Source organism: Streptomyces sp. ALB3 (assembly GCF_044385685.1).
Classification (GTDB): Bacteria; Actinomycetota; Actinomycetes; order Streptomycetales; family Streptomycetaceae; genus Streptomyces.
Genome location: NZ_JBISCE010000041.1, coordinates 1 through 24,287 on the forward strand (window position 1 = coordinate 1; position 24,287 = coordinate 24,287).

The 24,287-nt window shown below is 72.0% G+C and carries 18 protein-coding genes; 10 read left to right on the plus strand and 8 right to left on the minus strand.

Annotated elements, in window-relative coordinates:
* The first annotated feature begins 164 nt into the window (after positions 1–164).
* From ACHFIV_RS26560 to ACHFIV_RS26570, 3 genes are all read left to right on the plus strand, one after another.
* Positions 165–1,172 carry a hypothetical protein gene (locus ACHFIV_RS26560; protein ID WP_398973958.1) on the plus strand — a complete coding sequence of 336 codons (1,008 nt, stop codon included), beginning with the start codon at positions 165–167 and terminating at the stop codon, positions 1,170–1,172.
* 144 nt (positions 1,173–1,316) lie between these two features.
* Positions 1,317–4,625 carry a S8 family serine peptidase gene (locus tag ACHFIV_RS26565; RefSeq protein WP_398973961.1) on the plus strand — a complete coding sequence of 1,103 codons (3,309 nt, stop codon included), beginning with the start codon at positions 1,317–1,319 and terminating at the stop codon, positions 4,623–4,625.
* A 184-nt stretch (positions 4,626–4,809) separates the two neighbouring features.
* On the plus strand, positions 4,810–5,838 hold the full coding sequence (locus ACHFIV_RS26570) for an aspartate-semialdehyde dehydrogenase (RefSeq protein ID WP_398973964.1): 1,029 nt from the start codon (positions 4,810–4,812) through the stop codon (positions 5,836–5,838).
* Between the two features lie 6 nt (positions 5,839–5,844).
* Here ACHFIV_RS26570 and ACHFIV_RS26575 read toward each other — a convergent pair whose 3' ends face one another.
* Both ACHFIV_RS26575 and ACHFIV_RS26580 read right to left on the minus strand, forming a co-directional pair.
* The gene (locus tag ACHFIV_RS26575; RefSeq protein WP_398973967.1) at positions 5,845–6,138 is read right to left on the minus strand and encodes a hypothetical protein; all 294 of its coding nucleotides are present in this window, start codon (positions 6,136–6,138) and stop codon (positions 5,845–5,847) included.
* A 25-nt stretch (positions 6,139–6,163) separates the two neighbouring features.
* Positions 6,164–6,667 carry a DUF1203 domain-containing protein gene (locus ACHFIV_RS26580; protein ID WP_398973969.1) on the minus strand — a complete coding sequence of 168 codons (504 nt, stop codon included), beginning with the start codon at positions 6,665–6,667 and terminating at the stop codon, positions 6,164–6,166.
* A 113-nt stretch (positions 6,668–6,780) separates the two neighbouring features.
* Between ACHFIV_RS26580 and pepN the strand changes: the two genes are divergently transcribed.
* Positions 6,781–9,357 carry an aminopeptidase N gene (pepN, locus tag ACHFIV_RS26585; protein ID WP_398973972.1) on the plus strand — a complete coding sequence of 859 codons (2,577 nt, stop codon included), beginning with the start codon at positions 6,781–6,783 and terminating at the stop codon, positions 9,355–9,357.
* A gap of 82 nt (positions 9,358–9,439) precedes the next feature.
* On the opposite strand, the gene alc is transcribed toward pepN, so the two are convergent.
* The 5 genes from alc to ACHFIV_RS26610 form a co-directional block, all read right to left on the minus strand.
* Positions 9,440–10,582 carry an allantoicase gene (gene alc / locus ACHFIV_RS26590; protein WP_398973975.1) on the minus strand — a complete coding sequence of 381 codons (1,143 nt, stop codon included), beginning with the start codon at positions 10,580–10,582 and terminating at the stop codon, positions 9,440–9,442.
* A 59-nt stretch (positions 10,583–10,641) separates the two neighbouring features.
* Positions 10,642–11,565, minus strand: a complete 924-nt coding sequence (locus tag ACHFIV_RS26595) for a LysR substrate-binding domain-containing protein (RefSeq protein WP_398973979.1) — start codon at positions 11,563–11,565, stop codon at positions 10,642–10,644.
* Between the two features lie 79 nt (positions 11,566–11,644).
* Positions 11,645–11,875 (minus strand): hypothetical protein, encoded by a 231-nt coding sequence (locus tag ACHFIV_RS26600; protein WP_458575934.1) that lies wholly within the window; start codon positions 11,873–11,875, stop codon positions 11,645–11,647.
* Positions 11,876–11,895: 20 nt separating this feature from the next.
* A complete protein-coding gene (gene malQ, locus ACHFIV_RS26605) occupies positions 11,896–14,034 on the minus strand; it encodes a 4-alpha-glucanotransferase (protein ID WP_398973982.1) in 2,139 nt (712 codons plus the stop codon).
* Positions 14,035–14,367: a hypothetical protein gene (locus ACHFIV_RS26610; protein WP_398973985.1), complete on the minus strand. Its 333-nt coding sequence runs from the start codon at positions 14,365–14,367 to the stop codon at positions 14,035–14,037.
* Positions 14,368–14,672: 305 nt separating this feature from the next.
* On the opposite strand from ACHFIV_RS26610, the gene ACHFIV_RS26615 reads away from it, so the two are divergent.
* Positions 14,673–17,681 (plus strand): beta-N-acetylglucosaminidase domain-containing protein, encoded by a 3,009-nt coding sequence (locus tag ACHFIV_RS26615; protein ID WP_398973988.1) that lies wholly within the window; start codon positions 14,673–14,675, stop codon positions 17,679–17,681.
* 29 nt (positions 17,682–17,710) lie between these two features.
* Here the strand turns inward: ACHFIV_RS26615 and ACHFIV_RS26620 are convergent, their stop codons facing one another.
* Entirely contained in the window at positions 17,711–18,247 is a 537-nt protein-coding gene (locus ACHFIV_RS26620) for an HNH endonuclease (RefSeq protein ID WP_104785722.1), read from the minus strand.
* A 317-nt stretch (positions 18,248–18,564) separates the two neighbouring features.
* On the opposite strand from ACHFIV_RS26620, the gene ACHFIV_RS26625 reads away from it, so the two are divergent.
* The 5 genes from ACHFIV_RS26625 (at position 18,565) to ACHFIV_RS26645 (ending at position 24,287) form a co-directional block, all read left to right on the plus strand.
* Positions 18,565–19,635 (plus strand): mechanosensitive ion channel family protein, encoded by a 1,071-nt coding sequence (locus tag ACHFIV_RS26625; protein ID WP_398974820.1) that lies wholly within the window; start codon positions 18,565–18,567, stop codon positions 19,633–19,635.
* 138 nt (positions 19,636–19,773) lie between these two features.
* Positions 19,774–20,934, plus strand: a complete 1,161-nt coding sequence (locus ACHFIV_RS26630; RefSeq protein ID WP_398973991.1) for an ROK family transcriptional regulator — start codon at positions 19,774–19,776, stop codon at positions 20,932–20,934.
* Positions 20,935–21,044: 110 nt separating this feature from the next.
* Positions 21,045–22,385, plus strand: a complete 1,341-nt coding sequence (locus ACHFIV_RS26635; RefSeq protein ID WP_398973994.1) for an ABC transporter substrate-binding protein — start codon at positions 21,045–21,047, stop codon at positions 22,383–22,385.
* An 11-nt stretch (positions 22,386–22,396) separates the two neighbouring features.
* Positions 22,397–23,383, plus strand: a complete 987-nt coding sequence (locus tag ACHFIV_RS26640; protein WP_398973997.1) for a carbohydrate ABC transporter permease — start codon at positions 22,397–22,399, stop codon at positions 23,381–23,383.
* 1 nt (position 23,384) lies between these two features.
* Positions 23,385–24,287, plus strand: coding sequence for a carbohydrate ABC transporter permease (locus ACHFIV_RS26645; protein WP_398974000.1), 903 nt, complete (start codon positions 23,385–23,387; stop codon positions 24,285–24,287).

Here is a 24,287-nt window from a genome sequence, read left to right on the forward strand (position 1 = left end):
GCGCCCCCCCCCCCCTGGGGGGGGGGGCGCACGCCGTGCATTCCCCTCCGCGCCCGCCCTTTTCGACGCTCGAACTGCTGTGCTCGAGTACGGCGTTGTCCTGGAATGGCGACGGGCGTGTAACAGGGGTTAGCGGGCCGCGGGCCTGCGGGAACCTCCCCGGCATGAACCGGAACACCCCCCTCTCCCCGCGCCCCGTCCACCAGGTGAGCCACCGCGTGCAGTCCGCCGCGCAGCTGCGGGCCCACGGAGTGACGGCCGCGCAGACCGCCGCCCAGTGCCTGCCCGGCGGCCCGTGGCAGCAGCTCCTCCCCGGTGTGTACCTCCTGCACCCGGGGCCGCCCACGAACGACGACCGGGTGCGCGGCGCCCTGCTGTACGCCGGAAGGCCTCCGGCCGGTCGGCGGCGGACCGTGCCCGCCCAGCCCGGTCCGGGCTACGGCGAGGCCATGGTCACGGGCCTGGCGGCCCTCGCCCTGTACGGCTTCACGTCCGCGCCCCCCGTGATCGCGGCGCACCGGATCGACGTGCTCGTGCCGCGTACCAGGCGGTTGCGGTCCACCCGGTTCGTCCAGGTGACCCGGGCCGCCGTCCTGCCCCGGCCGCAGTGCCGCCTCGGGATGCCGCTGGCCCCGGTGGAGCGGGCCCTGGCCGACGCGGTGGCCTCGCTCACGGACGCCTCGACGGTGCGCGGGCTCCTCCTGGAGGCGGTGCGCGGCGGCCACTGCGAACCCGCCGCCGTCGTACGGGAGCTGAGCGCCGCCGAGCTGCTCGGCCGGGCGCATGTGGTGGACGCCGTCGACGCGGTGCTCGTCGAGGGCCGGGCGGTGGAGGAGGGCCGGCTGTACGAGGCGGTGCGCGTCCACGGTCTGCCCGAGCCGCTGTGGAACGTGGAGCTGTGCCTGCCGGGCGGCGGCTTCCTGGGAGGGGTGGACGCGTACTGGCCCGAGCAGGCGGTCGCACTGGAACTGGGCACGCGCTCACCCCGGGAGGAGCACGTCGCCTTCGCCGCGGAACGGGAACACCTGGAGAGGCTCGGGGTCACCGTGGTGCGCGTGACGCCGAAGCAGGTGCGCGGGTCGGCGGCCGACCTGTCGGTGGTGCTGCGCACGGCGATGATGGCCGCCGAGGACCGGGAGCCGGCCGCGTACCTGGTGGTCCTGCCCCGGTGAGTGGCGCGATGGCACCGGTGGCGGATCTACGCCATGTCCCTTTCTCGTCCTCGCCAAGTCTCCACAAACACGGGTCTTTTACGAAAGGCTGAGCGGTCATCGGGTACCGAATTCCGGACTCTCACTTTCTTTCACAAAACAGGGATGCTGATGACCAAGGAATCCCCCAGCTCCATACCCGGGGCGAGACGCGCGGCGCGCATCGCGGCCGCAGCCGGTCTGGCGGCCGCGCTGGCCGCCTCCGGCGCCGCCCCGGTCTTCGCCGCCGACGACCCGGGCACCTCCCCGGTGAAGCCCGCCGCGGCGAGCGCGAAGGGCGACAAGCTGGGCGAGGCCGACGCCGACGTGCTGGCGAAGGCCGAGGCCAAGGGCGAGAAGAACATCACGATGATGGTCGCCACCGCCCCCGGTGCGACCGAGAAGGTCGCCGCCCAGCTGGACGCCGTCAAGGGGTCCGTGATCGGGCAGACGTACGACAAGCTCGGCTACGTCCGGGCGACCGTGCCCACCGCGACCGCCGACGCCACCATCAAGGCGGCGCAGAAGCTCTCCTCCGTCCAGGGCATCGATCTCAAGCAGGAGATCAAGCTGGACGACCCGACGCCCGCGGGCGACCGGGCCGCCGGGGCGAAGCAGCCGAAGGCCACCGGCAGTTACGCGGCGCCCGGCAGGAACACCCCCGCGAGGAACCCGTACAACCCGTCCTTCGAGACGGGTGCGGTCGACTTCGTCGAGCAGCACCCGAAGGCCGACGGACGCGGTATCACCATCGGTGTCCTGGACTCCGGTGTCGACCTCGGCCACCCCGCGCTCCAGAAGACCACCACCGGCGAGCGCAAGATCGTCGACTGGGTGACGGCGACCGACCCCGTGGGCGACGGCGACGGCACCTGGCTGCGGATGGACCAGGCCGTGTCCGGCCCGACGTTCACCAGCGGCGACACGACGTACTCCGCGCCGGAGGGCTCCTACGGCTTCCGCGTCTTCAAGGAGTCCGTCACGCGCGGCGGCGACATGGCCGGCGACCTCAACCGCGACGGTGACACCACCGACCAGTGGGGCGTGCTCTACGACCCGGTCGCCGGCACCGCACGCGTGGACCTGAACGGCAACGCGGACTTCGGCGACGACACCGCCCTGAAGCCCTACAAGGACAAGCACCAGGTCTCCTACTTCGGTACGGACGACCCGCGGACACAGGTCGTCGAGCGCATCCCGTTCGTCGTCGAGACCCGCAAGGACGTCGTCGTCGACGCGGCCGGCAACACCGCCGACTACGTCAGCATCGGGGTCATCCAGAGCGAGCACGGCACGCACGTCGCCGGCATCACCGCGGCCAACGGCCTGTTCGGCGGCAAGATGAACGGCGCGGCGCCCGGCGCCAAGGTCGTCTCCTCCCGCGCCTGCACCTGGTCCGGCGGCTGCACCAACATCGCGCTGACCGAGGGCATGATCGACCTCGTCGTCAACCGCGGTGTCGACGTCGTGAACATGTCGATCGGCGGGCTGCCGCCCCTCAACGACGGCAACAACGCCCGCGCCGAGCTCTACAAGCGGCTCATCGACATCTACGGTGTCCAGCTGGTCATCTCGGCCGGCAACGAGGGTCCCGGCGTCAACACCATCGGTGACCCCGCCCTCGCCGACCACGTCATCTCCGTCGGTGCGTCCATCTCCAAGGAGACCTGGGCCGCCAACTACGGCTCGAACGTCACCAAGAAGTACGACATGCTGCCCTTCTCCTCGCGCGGTCCGCGTGAGGACGGCGGCTTCGCGCCGATCCTGACGGCTCCGGGCGCGTCCATCAACACCACCCAGACCTGGATCCCCGGCGGTCCGGTCAAGGAGGCGGGCTACTCGCTCCCCGCCGGCTACTCCATGCTGCAGGGCACCTCGATGTCCTCGCCGCAGGCCGCCGGTGCGACGGCGCTGCTCCTGTCCGCCGCGGAGCAGAAGAACATCGAGCTGCCCCCGGCCGACCTGCGGACCGCGCTGACCAGCACCGCCACCCACATCGACGGCGTGCCCGCGCACGCCCAGGGTGCCGGTCTGATCGACATCGTCGGCGCCTGGAAGCAGATCGAGAAGAAGGGCGCCCCGGCGCACGAGTACACGGTGAAGGCCCCGGTCGACACCGCGATCGACTTCGCGCTGAAGACCCCGGGCTTCGGCACCGGCCTGTACGACCGTGAGGGCGGCCTGAAGGCCGGCCAGAAGAAGTCGTACGACGTCACCGTCACCCGCACCACCGGTCCGGACAAGGCCGTGAAGCACAAGCTGTCCTGGAGGAACAACGACGGCACCTTCAGCCTGACGGGTCCGAGCACCGTCTCGCTGCCGCTCGGCAAGCCGGTGACCGTCAAGGTCCAGGCGAAGCCCCGCGCGGCGGGCGTCCACAGCGCGATCCTGCTGGTGGACGACGCGAAGACCGTCGGTGTGGACCACCAGGTCCTCTCCACGGTGGTCGTCGCCAAGGACCTGGTGAAGCCGGGTTACGCGTTCTCGACGACCGGCTCGGTGAAGCGCAACGGCACCACGTCGTACTTCGTGAACGTCCCGGAGGGCGCCGAGACCCTCGAGGTCGCGATGAGCGCCCTGCGTTCGGGCAGCCAGACGCGGTTCATCTCCCTGCACCCGTACGGCGTGGCGGTGGAGGACAGCTCCACGATCTACTGCTACCCGAACTACGAGAACCCGGCCAACACCTGCCGCCCGGACACGCGCTCCTACAAGGACCCGCAGCCCGGCGTCTGGGAGATCGAGGTCGAGTCCCGCCGTACGTCGCCGCTGCTGGACAACCCGTACAAGCTGGACGTCTCGCTGCTCGGCGCCACCTTCGACCCGGCGGTGCAGACCATCGCCGAGGCGAAGATCGGCACCCCGGCCGCGGTGGACTGGACGGTCACCAACAACGCCGGTGACCTGGAGGGCTCCCTGAAGGGCGGCTCGCTGGGTTCGGCCGACGTCGAGCGCCCGTCGATCTCCACCGGCGGCGAGTACACCAAGGAGGTCACCATCGGTGCGGGCGTCGAGAAGCTGGACGTCGCCATCGGCAACACCTCGGACGCCAACGCGGACATCGACCTGTACGTCTACAAGGGCGACACCGAGGTCGGTGCCTCGACGACCGCGGGCTCGGAGGAGTCGGTCAGCCTGGTGAAGCCGGCGGCCGGCACGTACACCGTCGTCATCGCGGGCTACTCGGTCCCGGCCGGGACCACCGAGTACGACTACCGGGACGTGTACTACGCCCCGTCGCTCGGCGCGATCAAGGTCGACGAGTCCAAGGCCGTGAACCTGGCCAACGGCGCGTCCGCCCAGGTCGGCGCCGAGGTCCTGGTCGCCGGAGCGGCTCCCGAGGGCCGGCAGTTCTTCGGCGAGGTCCAGCTGGTGAACACCCGCGGCACCGCGGCGGGCACCGGCAGCGTCGTGATCGAGAAGGTCGCGCCGTAACCACCGCGCCCGTGTGATCCGCACGACACGCGCGGACTGTGGGGCGAGGGCTCGCAAGGGCTCCCGCCCCACAGCTCTGTCCGGACCGCGTCCGCCTGGCGGACAATGGATTGGACAAGGGAGCCGTGGACATACGCATCATGGACCGGCAATCGTGCCCGTTCGCATCCGTGAGGGAGTTCCAGTGAAGGTCGGAATCGTCGGCGCCACCGGTCAGGTCGGCACAGTCATGCGCAGCATCCTGGCCGAGCGGAAGTTCCCCGTCGCCGAGCTGCGGCTCTTCGCCTCCGCGCGCTCCGCGGGCTCCACGATCTCCTACGAGGGCACGGACATCACGGTCGAGGACGCCTCCACCGCGGACTACACCGGTCTCGACATCGTGCTGTTCTCCGCGGGCGGCGCGACCTCGAAGGCGCTGGCCGAGAAGGTCGCCGCCCAGGGCGCCGTGGTGATCGACAACTCCTCCGCCTGGCGCAAGGACCCCGAGGTACCCCTGGTGGTCTCCGAGGTCAACGCCCACGCGATCAGGAACCGCCCGAAGGGCATCATCGCCAACCCGAACTGCACCACGATGGCGGCCATGCCCGTGCTGCGCCCCCTGCACCAGGAAGCGCAGCTGGACGCGCTGACCGTCGCCACCTACCAGGCGGTGTCCGGTTCCGGTGTCGCCGGTGTCGCGGAGCTGCACGGCCAGGCGTCCAAGGTCGTCGCCGACGCGGACAAGCTGACGCACGACGGTGACGCGGTGGACTTCCCCGAGCCGGGCGTCTACAAGCGTCCGATCGCCTTCAACGTGCTGCCGCTCGCCGGCTCGATCGTGGACGACGGTTCCTTCGAGACGGACGAGGAGCAGAAGCTCCGCAACGAGTCCCGCAAGATCCTGGAGATCCCGGAGCTCAAGGTGTCCGGCACCTGCGTCCGGGTCCCGGTCTTCTCGGGCCACTCCCTCCAGATCAACGCCCGTTTCGCCCGCCCGATCAGCGTCGAGCGCGCCTACGAGCTGCTGAAGGACGCCGAGGGCGTCGAGCTCTCGGAGATCCCGACCCCGCTCCAGGCGGCCGGCAAGGACGCCTCCTACGTGGGCCGCATCCGGGCCGACGAGACCGTCGAGCACGGACTCGCGCTGTTCGTCTCCAACGACAACCTGCGCAAGGGCGCCGCGCTGAACGCGGTCCAGATCGCGGAGCTGGTGGCGGCGGAGCTCAAGGGCTGAGCCCCTTCACTCCTGTACAGGGCGGCCACCGGTTTCCGGCGGCCGCCCTTTCGCGTGCTCCTGCCCGCCTCGGAGCGCGAGGTGCCTGCGCGGGGCGGCGTCGATCTCACCCATGCGCTGACGGCACGGTGCCGACGCGCCGGAGGAACCGCTCACCTGGAAGGGATGGACCCGGGAGGTGTGGGAGGTCGGCGGCACCACCGTGACCACGCCCCGCCCGGTCCGGTCCGCCACGGCGTTCGCGCCGTCGTTCGAGACGATCACCGAGGGGCGGGCCTTGTTCGCTTCACCGCCTCGCACCGGTTCGTACTCGGCCAGGCAGATCTCACCGACCGGCCCGCACCTCGAAGTGGAAGCACCCGTACTCCACGGCCCGTACGTGCGCCAGGACCACCTCGGGGTCGGCGAAGGCCTCCGCGATCGCCTCGTCGAAGCCCCGCTCCTCGTCGGCCGGGATCACCAGAAGCCGGCCTCCGACGATCCTGCCCTCCGCGTCGTAGCGCCGGACCGTGCGCAGCGCGCCGGCCCGCGAGAACGGGTAGCCGGTCCGGTCCGCCGCCGGGCCCTCGCAGTCGTCGGCGTGGATGAAGACCGGGCCCTGTTCGTCGTACGCCCCCGGGCGTGCCCAGGTCTCCGCCGCCCAGCGGCGCAGCGGCGCGTACGACACGAGGGCGATCCTCTCCCCGGGCCGGGCGCCGCGCAGGCAGCAGCGCAGGGGGTCGCCGCCCTCCGCCGCCGTGTACGGGACGCAGGGACGTCCGGCGTCGTCGGTCGTGCGGAGATCTTCCAGCGCCTTCGGCCCGATGGGCCGTGCCTCGTAAGCGGTCATGATCCGAGGGTGGCCCGGCCGGCTCCGCCGGTCCGGCGGAAAACGGACATCGCGCTGCGCCCGCCCCACGTGGAAGGATGACCAAAAACGTCGCATATCAAGGAGATGACCGCGTGCCTGGCACGAATCTGACCCGCGAAGAGGCACAGGAGCGGGCGCGCCTGCTGACCGTGGACGCGTACGAGATCGATCTCGACCTCTCCGGCGCGCAGGAGGGCGGCACCTACCGGTCCGTCACCACCGTGCGCTTCGACTCCGCCGAAGCCGGCGCCGAGACCTTCATCGACCTGGTCGCCCCGGCCGTGCACGACGTCGTGCTGAACGGCAAGGACCTGGACATCGCCGCCGTGTTCCGGGACTCCCGGATCGCGCTGAAGCACCTCCGGGCAGGCGCCAACGAGCTGAAGGTCGTCGCCGACTGCTCGTACACCAACACCGGCGAGGGTCTGCACCGGTTCGTCGACCCGGTCGACGAGCAGGCCTACCTCTACACCCAGTTCGAGGTGCCGGACGCCCGCAGGGTCTTCGCCAGCTTCGAGCAGCCCGACCTGAAGGCGACCTTCCGGTTCACCGTGAAGGCTCCCTCCGGCTGGACGGTGATCTCCAACTCGCCGACGCCCGAGCCCGAGGGCGACGTCTGGGCCTTCGCACCGACGCCGCGCATCTCCACCTACATCACGGCCCTGATCGCGGGCCCGTACCACGCGGTGCACAGCACCTACGAGAAGGACGGCCGGTCGGTGCCGCTCGGCATCTACTGCCGGCCGTCGCTCGCCGAGTACCTCGACGCGGAGGAGATCTTCGCGGTCACCCGGCAGGGCTTCGACTGGTTCCAGGAGAAGTTCGACTACGCCTACCCCTTCGCCAAGTACGACCAGCTCTTCGTGCCGGAGTTCAACGCCGGGGCGATGGAGAACGCGGGCGCGGTCACCATCCGCGACCAGTACGTGTTCCGCTCGAAGGTGACGGACGCGGCCTACGAGACGCGCGCCGAGACCATCCTCCACGAGCTGGCCCACATGTGGTTCGGCGACCTGGTCACCATGGAGTGGTGGAACGACCTCTGGCTGAACGAGTCGTTCGCCACGTACACCTCCATCGCGTGCCAGGCGGACGCGGAGGGTTCCAGGTGGCCGCACTCCTGGACCACGTTCGCCAACTCCATGAAGACGTGGGCGTACCGGCAGGACCAGCTGCCGTCGACGCACCCGATCATGGCGGACATCCAGGACCTCGACGACGTCCTGGTGAACTTCGACGGGATCACGTACGCGAAGGGCGCCTCGGTCCTGAAGCAGCTCGTCGCCTACGTCGGCAAGGACGCGTTCTTCCAGGGCGTGCAGGCGTACTTCAAGGCGCACGCCTTCGGGAACACGCGCCTGTCGGACCTGCTGGGCGCGCTGGAGGAGACCTCCGGCCGTGACCTGAAGGCCTGGTCGAAGGCGTGGCTGGAGACAGCCGGCATCAACATCCTGCGCCCGGAGATCGAGACCGACGGCGACGGCCACGTCACCTCGTTCACCGTCCTCCAGGAGGCCCCCGCGCTCCCCGCCGGGGCGAAGGGCGAACCCACGCTGCGTCCGCACCGGATCGCCATCGGCTGCTACGACCTCGACGCCGCCGGGAAGCTGGTCCGCACGGACCGGATCGAGCTGGACGTCGACGGCGAGCGCACCACGGTGCCGTTCCCGTCCGGTACGGCGCGCCCGGCGGTCGTCCTGCTCAACGACGACGACCTCTCGTACGCGAAGGTCCGCCTCGACGAGGAGTCGCTGCGGGTCGTCACCGCGCACCTCGGTGACTTCACCGAGTCCCTGCCGCGTGCCCTGAGCTGGTCCTCGGCCTGGGACATGACGCGTGACGGCGAGCTGGCTACGCGCGACTACCTGGCGCTGGTCCTCTCCGGGATCGGCAAGGAGTCCGACATCGGCGTGGTCCAGTCGCTGCACCGCCAGGTGAAGCTGGCCCTGGACCTCTACGCCGCCCCGGAGTGGCGCGAGGCGGGCCTGAACCAGTGGACCGAGGCGACGCTGGCGCATCTGCGCGCGGCGGAGCCGTCCAGCGACCACCAGCTGGCCTGGGCCCGCGCCTTCGCCGCGACGGCGCGCAGCCCGCTCCACCTGGACGTGCTGCAGTCGCTGCTGGACGGCACCCAGGAGATCGAGGGCCTGGCCGTCGACACGGAGCTGCGCTGGGCGTTCGTGCAGCGCCTGGCCGCGACGGGTCTCATCGACGAGGAGGAGATCGCCGCCGAGTACGAGCGCGACAGGACGGCGGCGGGCGAGCGCCACGCCGCGTCGGCGCGCGCGGCCCAGCCCTCCGAGGAGGCGAAGGCCGAGGCGTGGGCGTCGGTCGTCGAGTCGGACAAGCTGCCGAACTCCCTTCAGGAGTCGGTCATCACCGGTTTCGTGCAGACCGACCAGCGTGAGCTGCTGGCTCCGTACACGGAGAGGTACTTCGCGGCGGTCAAGGAGGTCTGGGACTCGCGCAGCCACGAGATGGCCCAGCAGATCGCGGTCGGTCTGTACCCGTCCCTCCAGGTCGCGCAGGAGACCCTGGACGCCACGGACGCCTGGCTGGAGTCGGTGCAGCCGAGCGCGGCTCTGCGCCGGCTGGTGTCGGAGTCCCGGGCGGGCGTGGAGCGCGCCCTGAAGGCGCAGGCGGCTGACGCGGCGGCGGCCACCGCGTAGCCCTGACATGGGAACCGCCCGGCGGGCAGGCGCTCGGAGCGCAGCCGTCCGCCGGGCGGGAACCTGGGGTGCGGGAGCGGGGCTAGGCGGCCGACTCCTCGTAGCGGCGTGCCAGTTCGGCCGCACCCGTGTCCGTCAGCGAGCCGTGGAGGCGCATCCGGGCCACTCCCCCGTCGGGGAAGGCGTCCAGGCGTACGTGGGTCACGACCGCCTCGGTGTCGAGGACGAAGCGGTGCGGGGTGTCGGGCTGGAGCCGGGTGCGGGGGAGAATCTCGAACCATTCGCCGTCACCGTCGCGGCCGTGCAGGCCGATCCAGCCGGCCGCGTTGCCCTTGAGGTAGGCGGTGTCGATCTCCACCGCGCGTACCGCGCCCTGGGCGGGCAGCCGGAAGCGCACCCAGTCGTTCGTGTCGCGGACCCGGCGGCGCCGGTTCTCCCAGCCGTCGTCCATCTTCCGGGAGGTGCCCGGCAGGATGATCTGGGCCGGCGAGGAGTAGAAGCGGTCCGAGGCGTCCTCGTACATGCCGCCGTTCAGGATCGAGATCAGGTCGATCGTGCCCAGCGCCGCGAGCCAGGCCGGGTCCGGGACGACCTCGCCGTGGACCCGCAGCCGGGCGATGCCGCCGTCGGGGTGCTGGCATATCCGCAGATGGGTGTAGCGGCGTCCGCCCGTGACCTCGAAGCCGTTGGCGGCGTGGCCGCGTACGGGGGTCGGCGGGACGAGCTCCTCCCACTTCACGCCGTCGGCGAGCAGGTCATCCGGACCGGGGGCGCCGTCGACTGCCGTCGCCTGGACGGACACGCGCTGCGGGTAGTTGCCGCGGAAGTGGGCGGTGTCGACGACGATGCCGCGGATGATCCCGGGAGTGCCCAGCCGGACGATCGCCCAGTCGTGGTCCTCGGGGGCGGGGAAGGGGTGGCCTGCGTCCGCGCCCCGGCGTCGGCGGGTCTCCCAGCCGTCCATGATCTTGCCCTTGTGGCCGAAGCGCTCGGGGTCGAAGACGGCGGGTTCACGGATCAGGAGGTTCTCGCGCTCGGCGAAGAACTCGTCGTTGGCCGCGATCACACCCGCGCCGAGGCGCCGGTCCGCGAGGTCGACCAGGTCGGTGAAGGGGAAGTCGCCCGCGCGGTAGTCGGCGTAGGGGTCACCGCCGCCGTAAGGGGCCGCGTCGTTGGCGTGCGGGTCGGTGGAAGGGGTCTCCGTCTGGATCTTGTCGCTCGGCATGGGTCCACTGTGCCGCCATCCCACCGATCAGGTCCATCGAAAGTTTTCGTACGTTCTCTTCAGCTCGGCTTAACGGTTCCGCCTGCCACCTCCAGCAGCGCCGACAGCACCCGGGCGACCGCCGGCCCGCGTTCCGCGCCCTGCCGCACCGCTGCCACGACGTGGCGGCAGGGACGGTCCGCCTCCAGGACCCGCATCACCACACCGTCGCGAGGGCGGTCGGACGCGGAGACCATCCGGGGGATCAGCGCGACCCCCATGCCCGCACGCACCATGGCGAGGATCGCCGTCCAGCCGGAGGCGCTGTGGGCCTGCTCGGGGACGAAACCCGCGGCCTCGCACGCGGCGGTGGTGATCTGGGACCACGGGCCGGAACCGCCGAAGATCCAGGCCTCCTGGGAGAGGTCCGCCAGCCGCAGGGCGGACACCCCGGCGAGAGCGTGGCCGGCGGGCAGCGCGACGTCCAGCGGGTCGGCCAGCAGGGGCAGCAGGGTGAAGCGGGGATCCCGGGCCGTCGGGGCGTGCGCGGCCAGGGAGAGCGCCAGGTCCACCTCGCCGGCCGACAGCAGCTCGTACGCCTGGGCCGCCTCCGCCTCCCGTACGCGTACCTGGGGGCCTGGTCTTCTTCCCGCCCCCAGCAGCTGGACGGCCGGTACGACAAGGGCGGGGACGGCGGTCGAGAAGGCGCCGACCCGCACCTGGCCCGCCTCGCCCCGCAGATAGCCCGTCAGTTCGGCGTCGGCCCGCTCCAGCTGGGCGAACACGGCCTCGGCGTGGCGCAGCACGAGATGCGCCGCGTCGGTGAGCCGGACGCGGCGGCCCTGCGCCTCGAGCAGCGGCACGCCGAGCTGCCTGGCCAGGTTGGTGAGCTGCTGCGAGACGGCCGACGGGGTCATGAGAAGGGCCTCGGCCGTGGCGGTGACCGTGCCGCGGTCACGCAGGGTGCGCAGGATGCGGAGCTTCTTGACGTCCCACTCGGTCATGGCCGAAACCTACCGGGCACCCGGACATGCCGGTGCGCCGCGCGGTACGGAGTACCGGCGGCGCACCCGGGAGAACCGGCTAGGCCTGCTTCTTGGACTTGTCGAGGACCATGACGAGCCCCGCGATCACCAGGAACAGCACGATCGGAGCCGCGACGTAGAGACCGAGGGTCTCCAGCACGTTGAGGCCCGGGCCCGGGTCGTCACCGTCGTCGCGGGTGAGCGCGAGCGCCGGGGACGACATGAGCAGCATCATCAGCGTCGTACCGGCCGCGACGGCGCCGGCGCGCATAGCGTTCTTCTTGTCCACGGTGCAAACGTAGCGAACGCCTACGAGGGGCGCGCGCCCGGGGGTGCCGTACGGGCTCCGGGTCCGTCCCCCAGGACAGCCATCAGCCTGTGCAGCCGGGGCGACGCGGTGATCTCCTCGAGCGTGACGGGGTGGCCCTGCGCATCGGCGATCGGCAGGCGCCAGTTGGGGTACTGGTCCCAGGTCCCGGGGAGGTTCTGCGGGCGGCGGTCGCCCACGGTGTCCGGGAGCCAGACCCCTGCCATCCGGGCGGGGGTGCGGAGCAGGAAGCGGTGGACGGCGCGGACGGCCGCCTCCTCGTCGCCGTCGCCCTCGGGGAGCAGCCGGAGCCGGGCGAGGTAGGCGAGCCACTCGGCGGTGTCGGCGGCGTCCTCGGCCAGCTCCTGCTCCAGGTCCCGGGCGAGCAGCCCGAGGCGGTGGCGGAGCGTCACGTGCTCACCCGTCAGCCGGGCCGCGGTCGACGGCAGGTCGTGGGTGGTGGCCGTGGCCACGCAGTCCTGGCGCCACTTCTCGGGGGCGAGCGGGCGCCCGGTGCCTTCCCAGTCCCGCTCGAACCAGAGCACGGACGTGCCGAGCACCCCGCGCCGGGCGAGCGCCTCGCGCACGCCGGGCTCGACGGTCCCGAGGTCCTCCCCTATGACGACGGCACCGGCCCGGTGCGCCTCCAGGACGAGGACGGCGAGCATCGCCTCGGCGTCCTGGCTGACGTACGCGCCCTCGGTCGGCGGCCTGCCCTCGGGCACCCACCAGAGCCGGAAGAGCCCCATGACGTGGTCGATGCGCAGGGCTCCGGCATGGGCGAGGAGGCCGCGCAGGAGGTTGCGGTAGGGGGCGTAGCCGGACGCCGCGAGGGCGTCGGGACGCCACGGGGGCAGCCCCCAGTCCTGGCCGTGCGCGTTGAAGGCGTCGGGGGGCGCGCCGACGGACATCCCCTGGGCGAACGCGTCCTGCTGGGCCCAGGTGTCGGCACCGTCGGGGTGGACGCCGACCGCGAGGTCGTGGACGATCCCGACGGGCATCCCGGACTCCCGTGCGGCGCTCTGGGCGGTGGCGAGCTGGGTGTCCGTGAGCCAGGCCAGCCGGCAGTGGAAGTCGACCCGGTCCAGCAGGTCGGTGCGGGCACGGGCGCTCTGCGGGGAGCGGGGGTCGCGCAGCCCGTCGGGCCAGGCGCGCCAGCGGGGGCCGTGCACCTCGGCCAGGGCGCACCACAGGGCGTGGTCCTCCAGTGCCTGCCCCTGCTCGGCGAGGAAGTCGCAGTAGGCGGCGCGGCGGCCGGGGGTCAGGGGCACCTCGTGGATGAGCTCGAGGGCCTGCTTCTTGAGCTCCCAGACGGCGTCCCGGTCGATCAGCGCCCCCTTGTCGAGCACGGCCTCGCGCTGGGCTGCGGCCTCCTGGCGCAGGTCCTCCAGGGCCGCTCTGCCGGGCTCGGCGACATGGCCGTACTCCGGGATCGACTCGATGTGCAGGTGGACGGGGTCGGGGAAGCGGCGCGAGGACGGGCGGTACGGGGACGGGTCGGTCGGTCTGCCCGGTACGGCGGCGTGCAGCGGGTTGACCTGCACGAAACCGGTGCCGAGGGTCCGTCCGGCCCAGGCGGCGAGGTCGGCGAGGTCCGCGAGGTCGCCCATGCCCCAGGAGCGGGCGGACAGCATCGAGTAGAGCTGGACGAGGAATCCGTGCGTGCGGGCGGGCGGCTGGGGTACGCGGTCCGGAGCGACGACCAGCGTGGCCTCGGCATGGTGGTCGGGGGTGCGGACGGCCAGCCGGTGGACGCCCAGGGGCGGTTCGGTCCACCAGGGTGGCGTCACCGGTGGCTCCCCGGCGGGCGACGGGGCCGGGAGCACCCGCATGCGCAGGGGCGGGCCGGCGGTCCCCGGCTCGGGGTGGACCGTGAGGACCGTGCCCGGCGGCAGTGCGGTGAGGGCGGCCGGCAGCGGCTCCCCCGACCAGGCGACCACCGTGGGCGGAAGCAGGCGGGAGGCCGCCGCCGATTCGGCTGCGGCGAGTGAGCTCCGCACCTCCGCGGGCGTGGCGGCGTCGACGCCCAGCGCGGCGAGCACGGCCGTGACCGTGTCGTCGGGGACGGACACCGTGACATCCGCGGACGGGGAGAAGGAGGTGGCGACGCCGTGCAGTGCGGCGAGCCGGGACAAGCCCATTCAGACTCCTGGGGACTCCATGCCCCCTGCGGTGCCGGGTGCTGTCGGCTCGCTGGTCAGAGGGGCGACGGCGGCGAGCGGTGGCTCGCTCGTGAGGGGTGTGGCGTCGGCGAGCGGGGGCTCGCTGGTGAGCGGAGGCTCGCTGAGGAGCGGGGCGCTGTCGGCGAACGCGGGGTCACCGATCAGGTGGGAGACGTCGGCGAGCGGGAGCTCGCTGATCATCGGAGGGGCGGTGAGGGTCGGGGACTTCTCGCCTGCCAGCGGATCGGGACCCGCGGGACTCGGCACCTGTTTGGAGAGGGCGGAGAGCAGAAGCTGCGCGGATGCGGGCATGGTGGCCTCCTGGCCGTGGACAACAGGACACAGCAGGCCTACCCAGCGGACGCGGGAGCAGGCGTGGAAGTGACACAGGCGTTATGACAACGAGCTCAACGTGCCGTGGGTCACATCCGGTTCCCCCGTGTGCCAGGTATAGACTGTTTTCAGCCACTCGGCCCCCCTTCCCCGGAGACCCACGCGTCACGCCACGCAACACATCGGGCATTTTCGGCAAAACGGCCATGCGCATTGACACCCCCGCGCGCGGGTGGTGGGCTCGGACGTCACTGCCGGGGCGAGGTCAGAAGAAGGAGAACGGCGTGCAGCTCGGGCGCGGGGGACGTGCGACGGCCGTGGCCGTCGCTGTGATCGGCGGGCTGCTCGGCCCGTTCGTGCCGGCCGCCGTCGCGGCCCCGGTCACCCCCGTGGGCCCCGCCGCGGCCACGCCGGACCGCGTCGGTGGCACACAGCTGCCCGCCGTCTGGCCCCGGCCGCAGTCCGTCCGGGCCTCCGGGACGGCCGTCGCCCTGGGTACCGAGGTCACCCTCCTGGCCGAAGCGCAAGCCGATCCGTATGCCGTGGAGGCGCTCCGGACGCTGCTGCGCGAGCAGGGCGTACGCACGGTGCACGACACCCTGCCCGGCGGCGGACCGGTGATCCGGCTCGGCGGCGCGGAGGCGGGCCGTGCCCTGCGGGAGCTGCGCGCACCCGAGCGCGCGGATCTGCCCTCGGGGGGTTACCGCCTCGCCGTCGGCAGGGCCGGGGGCCGTCCCACGGTCGCCCTGGACGGCGTCGGCGAGGACGGCCTGTTCCACGGCGTCCAGACCCTGCGCCAGCTCGTGCGGAAGGGCGTGGTCGCCGGAGCCGTGGTCCGCGACTGGCCGGGTACGGCCGTGCGCGGGACGACCGAGGGCTTCTACGGGCAGCCGTGGACCCACGAGGAGCGGCTCGCCCAGCTCGGCTTCATGGGGCGTACGAAGCAGAACCGCTACCTCTACGCGGCCGGCGACGACCCCTACCGGCAGGCCCGGTGGCGTGAGCCCTACCCCGCCGGTGAGCGCGCCGGCTTCCGCGCGCTGGCGGCGAAGGCCCGGGCCGAGCACGTGACGCTCGGCTGGGCCGTCTCCCCCGGCCAGGCGATGTGCATGGCGTCGGACGCGGACGTGCGGGCGCTGACCCGCAAGATCGACGCGATGTGGGCGCTGGGGGTGCGGGCCTTCCAGCTGCAGTTCCAGGACGTCAGCTACAGCGAGTGGCACTGCGACCGGGACGCGGACACGTTCGGCAGCGGGCCCGAGGCGGCGGCCAGGGCCCAGGCCCGCGTCGCGAGCGCGGTCGCCCGGCACCTCGCGGACCGCCACCCGGAGGCGGAGCCGCTCTCGGTGATGCCGACCGAGTACTACCAGGACGGCGCCACCGCCTACCGATCGGCGCTGGCCGCGGAACTGGACGACCGGGTGCAGGTGGCGTGGACCGGTGTGGGCGTCGTTCCGAAGACGATCACCGGGCGCGAGCTGGCGGGTGCGAGGGCGGCCTTCCGGCACCCCCTGGTCACCATGGACAACTACCCGGTCAACGACTACGCGCAGGACCGCATCTTCCTGGGCCCCTACACCGGCCGCGACCCCGCCGTGGCCGGCGGGTCCGCCGCGCTGCTCGCCAACGCCATGGAGCAGCCCTCGGCGTCCCGGATCCCCCTCTTCACGGCCGCCGACTTCGCCTGGAACCCGAAGGGGTACCGGCCGCAGGAGTCCTGGCAGGCCGCGCTGGACGACCTGGCGGGCGGTGACGCCACCGCCAGGGCCGCCCTGGGGGCCCTGGCGGGCAACAGCGCCACCTCGCTGCTGGGCGGGGACGAGTCCGCGTACCTCAGGCCGCTGCTGAGCGCCTTCTGGTCGTCACGTCCGGCCGCGGACCCGGCGGACGCGCCGGCCCGCGACAGGGCGGCCCGTGAACTGCGTGCCGCCTTCGGTGTGATGCGACAGGCCCCGGAGCGGCTGAGGACGACCGCGAGCGGCAGGCTCCAGGGCGAGGTGCGGCCGTGGACCGGGCAGCTGGCCCGGTACGGCGAGGCGGGCGAACTCGCCGTCGACCTGCTGCGGGCGCAGGAGCGCGGCGACGGGGCGGCGGCGTGGAAGGCCCAGCTGGCGCTCGAGTCGCTGCGCGAGGAGATCGGGGCGAGCACGGCCACGGTCGGCCGAGGCGTCCTGGACCCGTTCCTGGACCGGGTCGTCGAGGAGGCCGACGCCTGGAACGGCACCGACCGCGACGCGGGCACGGTGAGCCGGGACGCGCACGGCTACACCCTCCGGTTCGACCGCGCCCGCCCGCTGGAGGCCGTCACCGCGCTGACCCGGCCGGGCGGCGCCTCGGCGGACACCCTCATCGAGGCCCACGTACCGGGCCGGGGATGGCGCGCCCTGGGCTCCTTGTCGGAGGCGGGCTGGACGCACACGGCGGCGAAGGGCCTGCGGGCGGACGCGGTGCGGGTGGCCGCCCGGTCCGCCCGCCCGGCCCTGCTGAGCCCCCTGGCCCCCGGGGGCCCCGGCACCGCCCCGGCCGCGGACTCCCCCGGCGTGCGGGCGCTCGTCCCCTGGTTCGGTGACGAGCCGGCGGCCCGGCTCGCTCTCGTCCACGACCGGACGGACGCCGTGATCGGCGGCGGTACGCACCGGGTCGAGGCGCGGCTGGCCGGCGGGCGGCCGGGTGCGGTGAAGGGGAAGCTCACGGCGAAGGCGCCCAAGGGCATCGAGGTGAAGCTGCCCGGGCAGACGACGGTGACACGCGGCTCGCGCACCGACGTCCCCGTGGACATCACGGTGCCCGACGGCACCCCGGCCGGCGAGTACGAGGTGCCGCTGCGCTTCGGTGGCGAGGAGAGGACGCTGACCGTCCGGGCCTTCCCGCGCACGGCCGGGCCCGATCTGGTGCGTGCGGCCAAGGCGTCCTCGTCCGGCGACGAGACCCCTGACTTCCCGGCGGGGGCGGCCTCCGACGGCGACCCGGAGACCCGCTGGTCGTCCCCCGTCGAGGACGGTGCCTGGTGGCAGGCCGAGCTTCCCGAGCCGGTCCGCCTGGGCCAGGTCGTCCTGCGGTGGCAGGACGCCTACGCCTCCCGCTACCGCGTGCAGGTCTCCTCGGACGGACGTACCTGGCGTACGGCGGCCACCGTGCCGGAGGGCCGGGGCGGGCGCGAGTCGGTCCGGATGGACGCCGGGGACACCCGCTTCATCCGGGTGCAGGGTGACGCACGGGCCACGCAGTACGGCTACTCGCTCTGGTCGGTCGAGGCCTACGCCGTCGCCGCGGAGGACCAGGACGCCCCCTGAGGCCCCGGGGACGCCGAAGGCCCGGTACCTCAGGCGGAGACGCCGTCGATCCGGGCCATCACGTCGTCCGCGCCGAACGGCTGGAGGTAGGGCAGCCAGCGCGGATCCCGGTGCCCGGTCCCGATGATCCGCCAGGCGAGACCGCTGGGCGGTGCCGGCTGGTGGCGCAGCCGCCATCCCAGCTCGGGCAGATGCCGGTCCGCCTTGACGTGGTTGCAGCGGCGGCAGGCCGCCACCACGTTGTCCCAGGCGTGCTGCCCGCCCCGGCTGCGCGGGATGACGTGGTCGACGCTGGTCGCGGCGGCCCCGCAGTACATGCAGCGCCCGCCGTCCCTCGCGAAGAGGGCCCGGCGGGTGAGTGGGACGGGCCCCCGGTAGGGGACCCGTACGAACCGCTTGAGACGGACCACGCTGGGCGCCGGCACGGCACGGGTGGCACTGTGCATGAAGGCGCCGGACTCCTCGAGGCAGATGGCCTTGTTCTCGAGGACGAGGACGAGCGCGCGGCGGAGCGGTACGACGCCGAGCGGCTCGTACGAAGCGTTGAGAACCAGGACGTGCGGCACGGTGGATGCCTCCTTGTACGCCGGCGACGCGTGGCTCGCGCCGGGACGATCCGATCTCAGTCTCTCCTCATGCCTGCTCCGAGCGCCACCACGTGGGGGTAACGGGCCGGAGGGATTTTTCTCACGGACCGGGCGCCCGCGGGCCCTTGCCCACCGGAAGGGGCGCCCCAGCAGGGCGGCCGGTCCCGCTGTGGGACCGGCCACACGCCGGGGGCAGCCGGGTGAGACGTGTCTCTCCCCCGCCGACGGCAACGAACCACACCCCCCGCTTCGTTACTGTGGTTGGTCTGCTGTCGTCCCACCTGGAGGTCCCCGCCGTGTCCCTGTCCGCCCTTCTGGCCGCGGCTCCGTCACCCGGGGCCGCAGGCTCGCTGGACGAAGCCGCCGAACGGGCCGGGAACGCCGCAGGCTGGGTCGAGGAGAACTGGTCCACCTGGCTGAACACCGGTCTCCGTATCGTCCTCATCGCGGCCATCGCGATCGTGCTGCGCTACCTGATCCGGCGTGCCCTGACCAACCTCATCGACCGGATGAACCGCAGCGCCCAGGCGGTGGAGGGCACGGCCCTCGGCGGCCTGCTGGTCAACGCGGAACGCCGCCGCCAGCGCTCCGAGGCCATCGGGTCCGTGCTCCGCTCGGTCACCTCGTTCCTGATCCTCGGCACCGCGGCCCTGATGATCCTGGGCGCCTTCCAGATCAATCTGGCGCCCCTGCTCGCCTCGGCGGGGGTGGCAGGTGTGGCCCTCGGGTTCGGTGCGCGCAACCTCGTCACCGACTTCCTGTCCGGCGTCTTCATGATCCTGGAGGACCAGTACGGCGTCGGCGACACCGTCGACGCGGGTGTGGCCTCGGGCGAGGTCATCGAGGTGGGCCTGCGGGTCACCAAGCTGCGCGGTGACAACGGCGAGATCTGGTACGTCCGCAACGGCGAGGTGAAGCGCATCGGCAACCTCAGCCAGGGCTGGTCCACGGCCGGGGTCGACGTCACGGTCCGTCCGACGGAGGACCTGGAACTGGTCCGCAAGGCGATCACCGAGGCGGGCGAGACGATGACCAAGGAGGAGCCGTGGTCCGAGCGGCTGTGGGGACCGGTGGAGGTCCTCGGCCTCGACGCGGTGCTGCTCGACTCCATGACCGTACGGGTCACCGCGAAGACCATGCCCGGCAAGTCGCTGGGAGTCGAGCGCGAGCTGCGCTGGCGCGTCAAGCAGGCACTGGACGCGGCCGGCATCCGGATGATCGGCACACTCCCCCTCCAGGCCGACGGGGAGTCCACCGCCGACCCGACGGCGGCGATGGCCGCGCCCTCTGCGTACGCGTCGGCGACGTCACCGCAGTCGCTGGCGGCCACCCCGATAGCACCGCCTCCGGCCAATCTGTCGAAGTGACGCCGGACGCCCGCACACAGCGCCCCCGCAGGTAACGCTTTGGTTGCCTCGGGGGCGCTTCCCATTGACGGCCTCATGCCGTCGCCCTACCGTCCTCATCGATAGGAAAGTTTCCTAACAGAAGGCGGTACGTCGCTCATGGCCGGAAACACCCCCGGTACCCCCCGCGTGCTGCGCGCCATGAACGACCGGGCGGCGCTCGATCTCCTGGTCACCCAGGGGCCCCTGACCCGCACGCGGATCGGCGAGCTGACCGGACTCTCCAAGCCCACGGCCTCCCAGCTGCTGGCGCGCCTGGAGGACGCGGGGCTGGTCCGCTCCACGGGCAGCCAGGGCGGGCGCCCCGGACCCAACGCCGTGCTCTACGAGATCGAACCGGCCTCCGGCCATGTCGCCGCGCTCTCCGTCGGGCCCACCGGCATCGACGCGGTGGTCGCCGACATCACCGGCGCGGTGGTCGGCTCCTGCCGCGTGGAGGCCGAGGCCGTCGCACAGGACGTACGCCACCGGACCGCGCAGCTCGTCGCCGAGGCCGTGGACGGCGCCCTGCGGCCGACCGGTCTCGGCCACGAGGACCTCGCGGCCGTGGTGGTGGGCACTCCGGGCGCCATCGACCCGCACACCGGGCAGCTGCGCTACGCGCCCCACCTGCCGGGCTGGCACTCACGCACCCTGCTCGCCGACCTCGCCGAGGTGGTCGGCAGGCCGGTCGTCATAGAGAACGACGTGAACCTCGCCGCCGTCGCCGAGCAGTACGAGGGCGCCGCGCAGGACCACGACCACTTCGTGCTCGCCTGGCTCGACGAGGGTGTCGGAGCCGCGATCGTGCTGGGCGGCACCCTCCTGCGCGGCGCCACCGGCGGCGCCGGGGAGATCGGCTACATGCCACTGCCCGGTGCCCCGCTCGCCCGCGGCGGCGCGGCCGACTGGGCGGGTCCGGACGCGGGAGGCGGCTTCCAGAGCCAGGTGTCCGGCCCCGCCGTGCGCGGCCTGGCCGGAGGCCGGCCGCTGGCCGAAGCCCTCGCCGACGAGTCGGTGCGCGCCGAGGTCGCCCGCAGGCTGGCCGTCGGGCTCGCCTCCGTGGTCGCCGTGGTCGACCCCGAACTGGTCGTGCTCTCCGGCCTCGTCGCCCAGGCCGGCGGGGAGGAACTCCGCAAGCGGGTCGAGGCCGAGATGACCGGTCTCGCCCTGCCGAGGCCGTTGCTCCGCATCAGCGACATCGACGGCGATCCGATCCTGACCGGCGCGTTGCGGACCGCCCTCTCCCAGGCGCGCGACAGCGTCTTCGACACGGCCTGACCACGCACACCCGCCCCCGTGCCGCCCGTCCGTGGCGGTGCGTACGGCACCCCCATGCCCCGTCGGGGCCGCCCCCGCACCCCGCCCCCTCCTCGCGAAGGAAGTCCGCCATGGCGCTCCGGCGCATTCGTACCCGCGTGCCCCTGGCGCTCGGCGCAGCCGCGCTGCTGCTGTCCGGCTGCGCCAATCCGAGTACCGGCAGCAACACCGACGACCCCACGGAACCGGTCACGCTGAAGTTCTGGCACGGCTGGTCGGCGCCCGGTGAGGTCGAGGCGATCGACGAGAACATCGCCCGGTTCGAGAAGCTCCACCCGAACATCGACGTCGTCTCCACCGGCAACGTGAGCGACGAGACGATCAACCAGGCCCTGCGCGCCGGTGGCGGCGACGCACCCGACGTCGTCACCTCGTTCACTACCAACAACGTCGGCCAGTACTGCTCCTCCGGCATGTGGGCCGACCTCGACCCGTTCATGGAGAAGAGCGGGATCGACAAGACGAAGGTCTTCCCGAAGACCCTGCTGGACTACACCCGGTACGAAGGCGTGCAGTGCGCGACGCCCCTGCTCGCCGACGCGTTCGGCATGTACTACAACAAGGACGCCTTCGAGGAGGCGGGGATCACCCGGCCCCCGCGCACCATGTCCGAGCTGGAGGCGGCCGCTGCCCGGCTGACCCGGAAGAAGAAGGACGGCTCCATCGAACGCGCCGGCTTCATGCCGAACTTCCAGCTCTACCAGAACGCCCCCGACCGGATGTTCGCGCAGTGGGGCCCGCAGTACTTCGACGACGAGGGCAAGGCGAGGCTCGCCGACGAGCCCGAGACCGAACAGTTCTTCACGACCATGCGCGGTCTGGCCGACGCGCAGGGCGGCTACCAGGCCCTGGAAAGGCTCCGGTCCGGCTTCGGTGACGAGATGTCGTCCCAGAACGGCTTCCTCACCGGCAGGCTGGCCATGCACCTGGACGGTGAGTGGCGCGGGCTGATGCTCGACGAGGCCGGTGCGGAGTTCGACTGGGGGGTCGCCCCGCTGCCGGTCCCGGACGACCAGGCGGAGACGTACGGGCGCGGCTACCTGACAGGCACCGTCGCCGGTATCGCGCACAGCAGCCGGCACCAGAACGCCGCGTGGGAGCTGGTGAAGTACCTGACGGTCGAGACCGAACCGGTCGTCCGCTTCGCCAACGCGATCCACAACGTGCCGTCCACCTTCGCCGCGCTCAAATCCCCCGGCCTGGACGCCGACCCCGCCTTCCGCGCCTTCATCGAGATCGCCCGGAATCCGCACAGCCAGGCGGTCCCGCCCTCGAACAACGGCGGTCAGTACATCACTTCGTTCGGCGACTTCTCGCACTCCGTGGAGGCGGGCAGGACCAAGGACCTGCACCGCGCCCTGAAGGAGCTCGACGAGCAGATCGACGCCGACAACGTCCAGTCGCAGAACTGAGGAGCCGGGTCATGGCGCTTTCCCTCTTCACCTCGGCGGACCCCACCGGAGGGGCCGCCCGCAACACCCCCCTGCGGCGCAAGCGCAACCGCGAGCGGCTGCGCACCCTGGGCTTCCTCTCGCCCTGGCTGGTCGGGTTCTCGGTCTTCTTCGGTTACCCGCTGATCGCCACCGTCTACTTCTCGTTCATGCACTACAACCAGATCAAGGAGCCGACCTTCGTCGGGCTCCGGAACTGGCGGTACGTGCTGGAGCAGATGCCGCTCTTCGGCCCCGCCCTGTGGAACACCCTGTGGCTGGTCGTCGTCATGGTCGCGCTCCGCGTGGTCTTCGGCCTCGGCATCGGCCTGCTGATCACGAAGGTCAAAACGGGGGTCGGGCTGTTCCGGACCGCCTTCTACATCCCGTACCTGGCACCCCCGGTCGCGGCGACCGTCGCCTTCGTCTTCCTCCTCAACCCCTCCACCGGGCCGGTCAACGAGATGCTGTCGTGGATCGGTGTACGGGGCCCGGGCTGGTTCAACGACCCGGCCTGGTCGAAGCCCTCGCTGGTGATGCTCTCCCTGTGGGGCATCGGCGACCTGATGGTCATCTTCATGGCCTCGCTGCTGGACGTGCCGAAGGAGCAGTACGAGGCAGCCGAGCTGGACGGCGCGGGCGCCTGGACGAAGTTCCGCTACGTCACCTGGCCCGCCATCACCCCGATCGTGCTGTTCGCGGTCGTCACCGGCGTCGTGCAGACGATGCAGTACTACACGCAGGCACTCGTCGCGGGGAAGCTCGCCTCGGGCGTCTCGATCGGTCCCGGCACGGTGATCCAGCCCGGCTACCCGGACCACTCCACCCTGACGGTGCCGCAGCTCGTGTACTCGATGGGGTTCCAGAACTTCAACACCGGTGCCGCGTGCGTGCTCTCCCTCGTGCTCTTCGCCATTGCCATGACCGTCACCCTTCTGCTGATGCGCAAGAGCGTCGGCCTCATCCCGGCGGAGGACTGAGTTGACCACCACCACCCTGACCAGGCCGGACACCGCCGTGCCGAGCCGCGCGAGCGGCTCCGACGCGGCCGGACACCGCCGTAGGCGCCTCCTGCACTGGATCGCGGTCCACTCCGTGGCCGTCGCGCTCGCGCTGTTCTTCGTCCTGCCGTTCGTCTTCGTCTTCCTCACCTCGGTGATGAGCGACGGGCAGGCGATGAGCGGCGACCTGTGGCCCGCCTCCTGGAACTGGTCGAACTACGCGACCGTGTTCCACACCCCCGGTTTCCTCGACTGGTGGCGCAACTCGCTGATGTACGCGCTGCTGGGCACCGTGTTCACCGTGTGCTCGTCGGTGCCGGTCGCCTACGCGCTGGCCAAGTTCCGCTTCCGCGGGCGGCGTACGGCGATGATCCTCGTCATCTCCACGATGATGCTGCCGCCGCAGGTCGTCATCATCCCGATGTACCTGGTGTGGGCACAGCAGTTCCACCTCTCGGGCTCGCTGTGGCCGCTGATCATCCCCATGGCGTTCGGCGACGCCTACTCGATCTTCCTCCTGCGGCAGTTCCTGCTCACCATCCCGCAGGAGTACATCGAGTCGGCGAAGGTGGACGGGTGCGGCGAGTTCCGCACCCTCCTCAAGATCGTCGTACCGATGGCCAGGCCCGGCATCGCGGCCGTCGCGCTCTTCCAGTTCTTCTACTGCTGGAACGACTACTTCGGCCCGCAGATCTACGCCGCGCAGAACCCCGGGGCCTGGACACTGAGTTACGGCCTGGAATCCTTCAAGAGCGCCCACTCGGTCAACTGGAACCTGACCATGGCCGCGACGCTGCTCGTCATGGCGCCGGTCATCATCGTGTTCTTCTTCGCACAGAAGGCCTTCGTAGAAGGCGTCACCCTCACCGGAGTAAAGGGCTGA

Excerpts from the sequence above, each read along its gene's own strand:
- ACHFIV_RS26560 (WP_398973958.1), top strand. The coding sequence starts at position 165 with ATGAACCGGAACACCCCCCTCTCCCCGCGCCCCGTCCACCAGGTGAGC.
- ACHFIV_RS26580 (WP_398973969.1), bottom strand. The coding sequence starts at position 6,667 with ATGACCGCTTACGAGGCACGGCCCATCGGGCCGAAGGCGCTGGAAGAT.
- alc (WP_398973975.1), bottom strand. The coding sequence starts at position 10,582 with ATGCCGAGCGACAAGATCCAGACGGAGACCCCTTCCACCGACCCGCAC.
- malQ (WP_398973982.1), bottom strand. The coding sequence starts at position 14,034 with ATGGGCTTGTCCCGGCTCGCCGCACTGCACGGCGTCGCCACCTCCTTC.
- ACHFIV_RS26635 (WP_398973994.1), top strand. The coding sequence starts at position 21,045 with ATGGCGCTCCGGCGCATTCGTACCCGCGTGCCCCTGGCGCTCGGCGCA.
- ACHFIV_RS26630 (WP_398973991.1), top strand. The coding sequence starts at position 19,774 with ATGGCCGGAAACACCCCCGGTACCCCCCGCGTGCTGCGCGCCATGAAC.
- ACHFIV_RS26565 (WP_398973961.1), top strand. The coding sequence starts at position 1,317 with ATGCTGATGACCAAGGAATCCCCCAGCTCCATACCCGGGGCGAGACGC.
- ACHFIV_RS26640 (WP_398973997.1), top strand. The coding sequence starts at position 22,397 with ATGGCGCTTTCCCTCTTCACCTCGGCGGACCCCACCGGAGGGGCCGCC.
- ACHFIV_RS26595 (WP_398973979.1), bottom strand. The coding sequence starts at position 11,565 with ATGACCGAGTGGGACGTCAAGAAGCTCCGCATCCTGCGCACCCTGCGT.
- ACHFIV_RS26610 (WP_398973985.1), bottom strand. The coding sequence starts at position 14,367 with ATGCCCGCATCCGCGCAGCTTCTGCTCTCCGCCCTCTCCAAACAGGTG.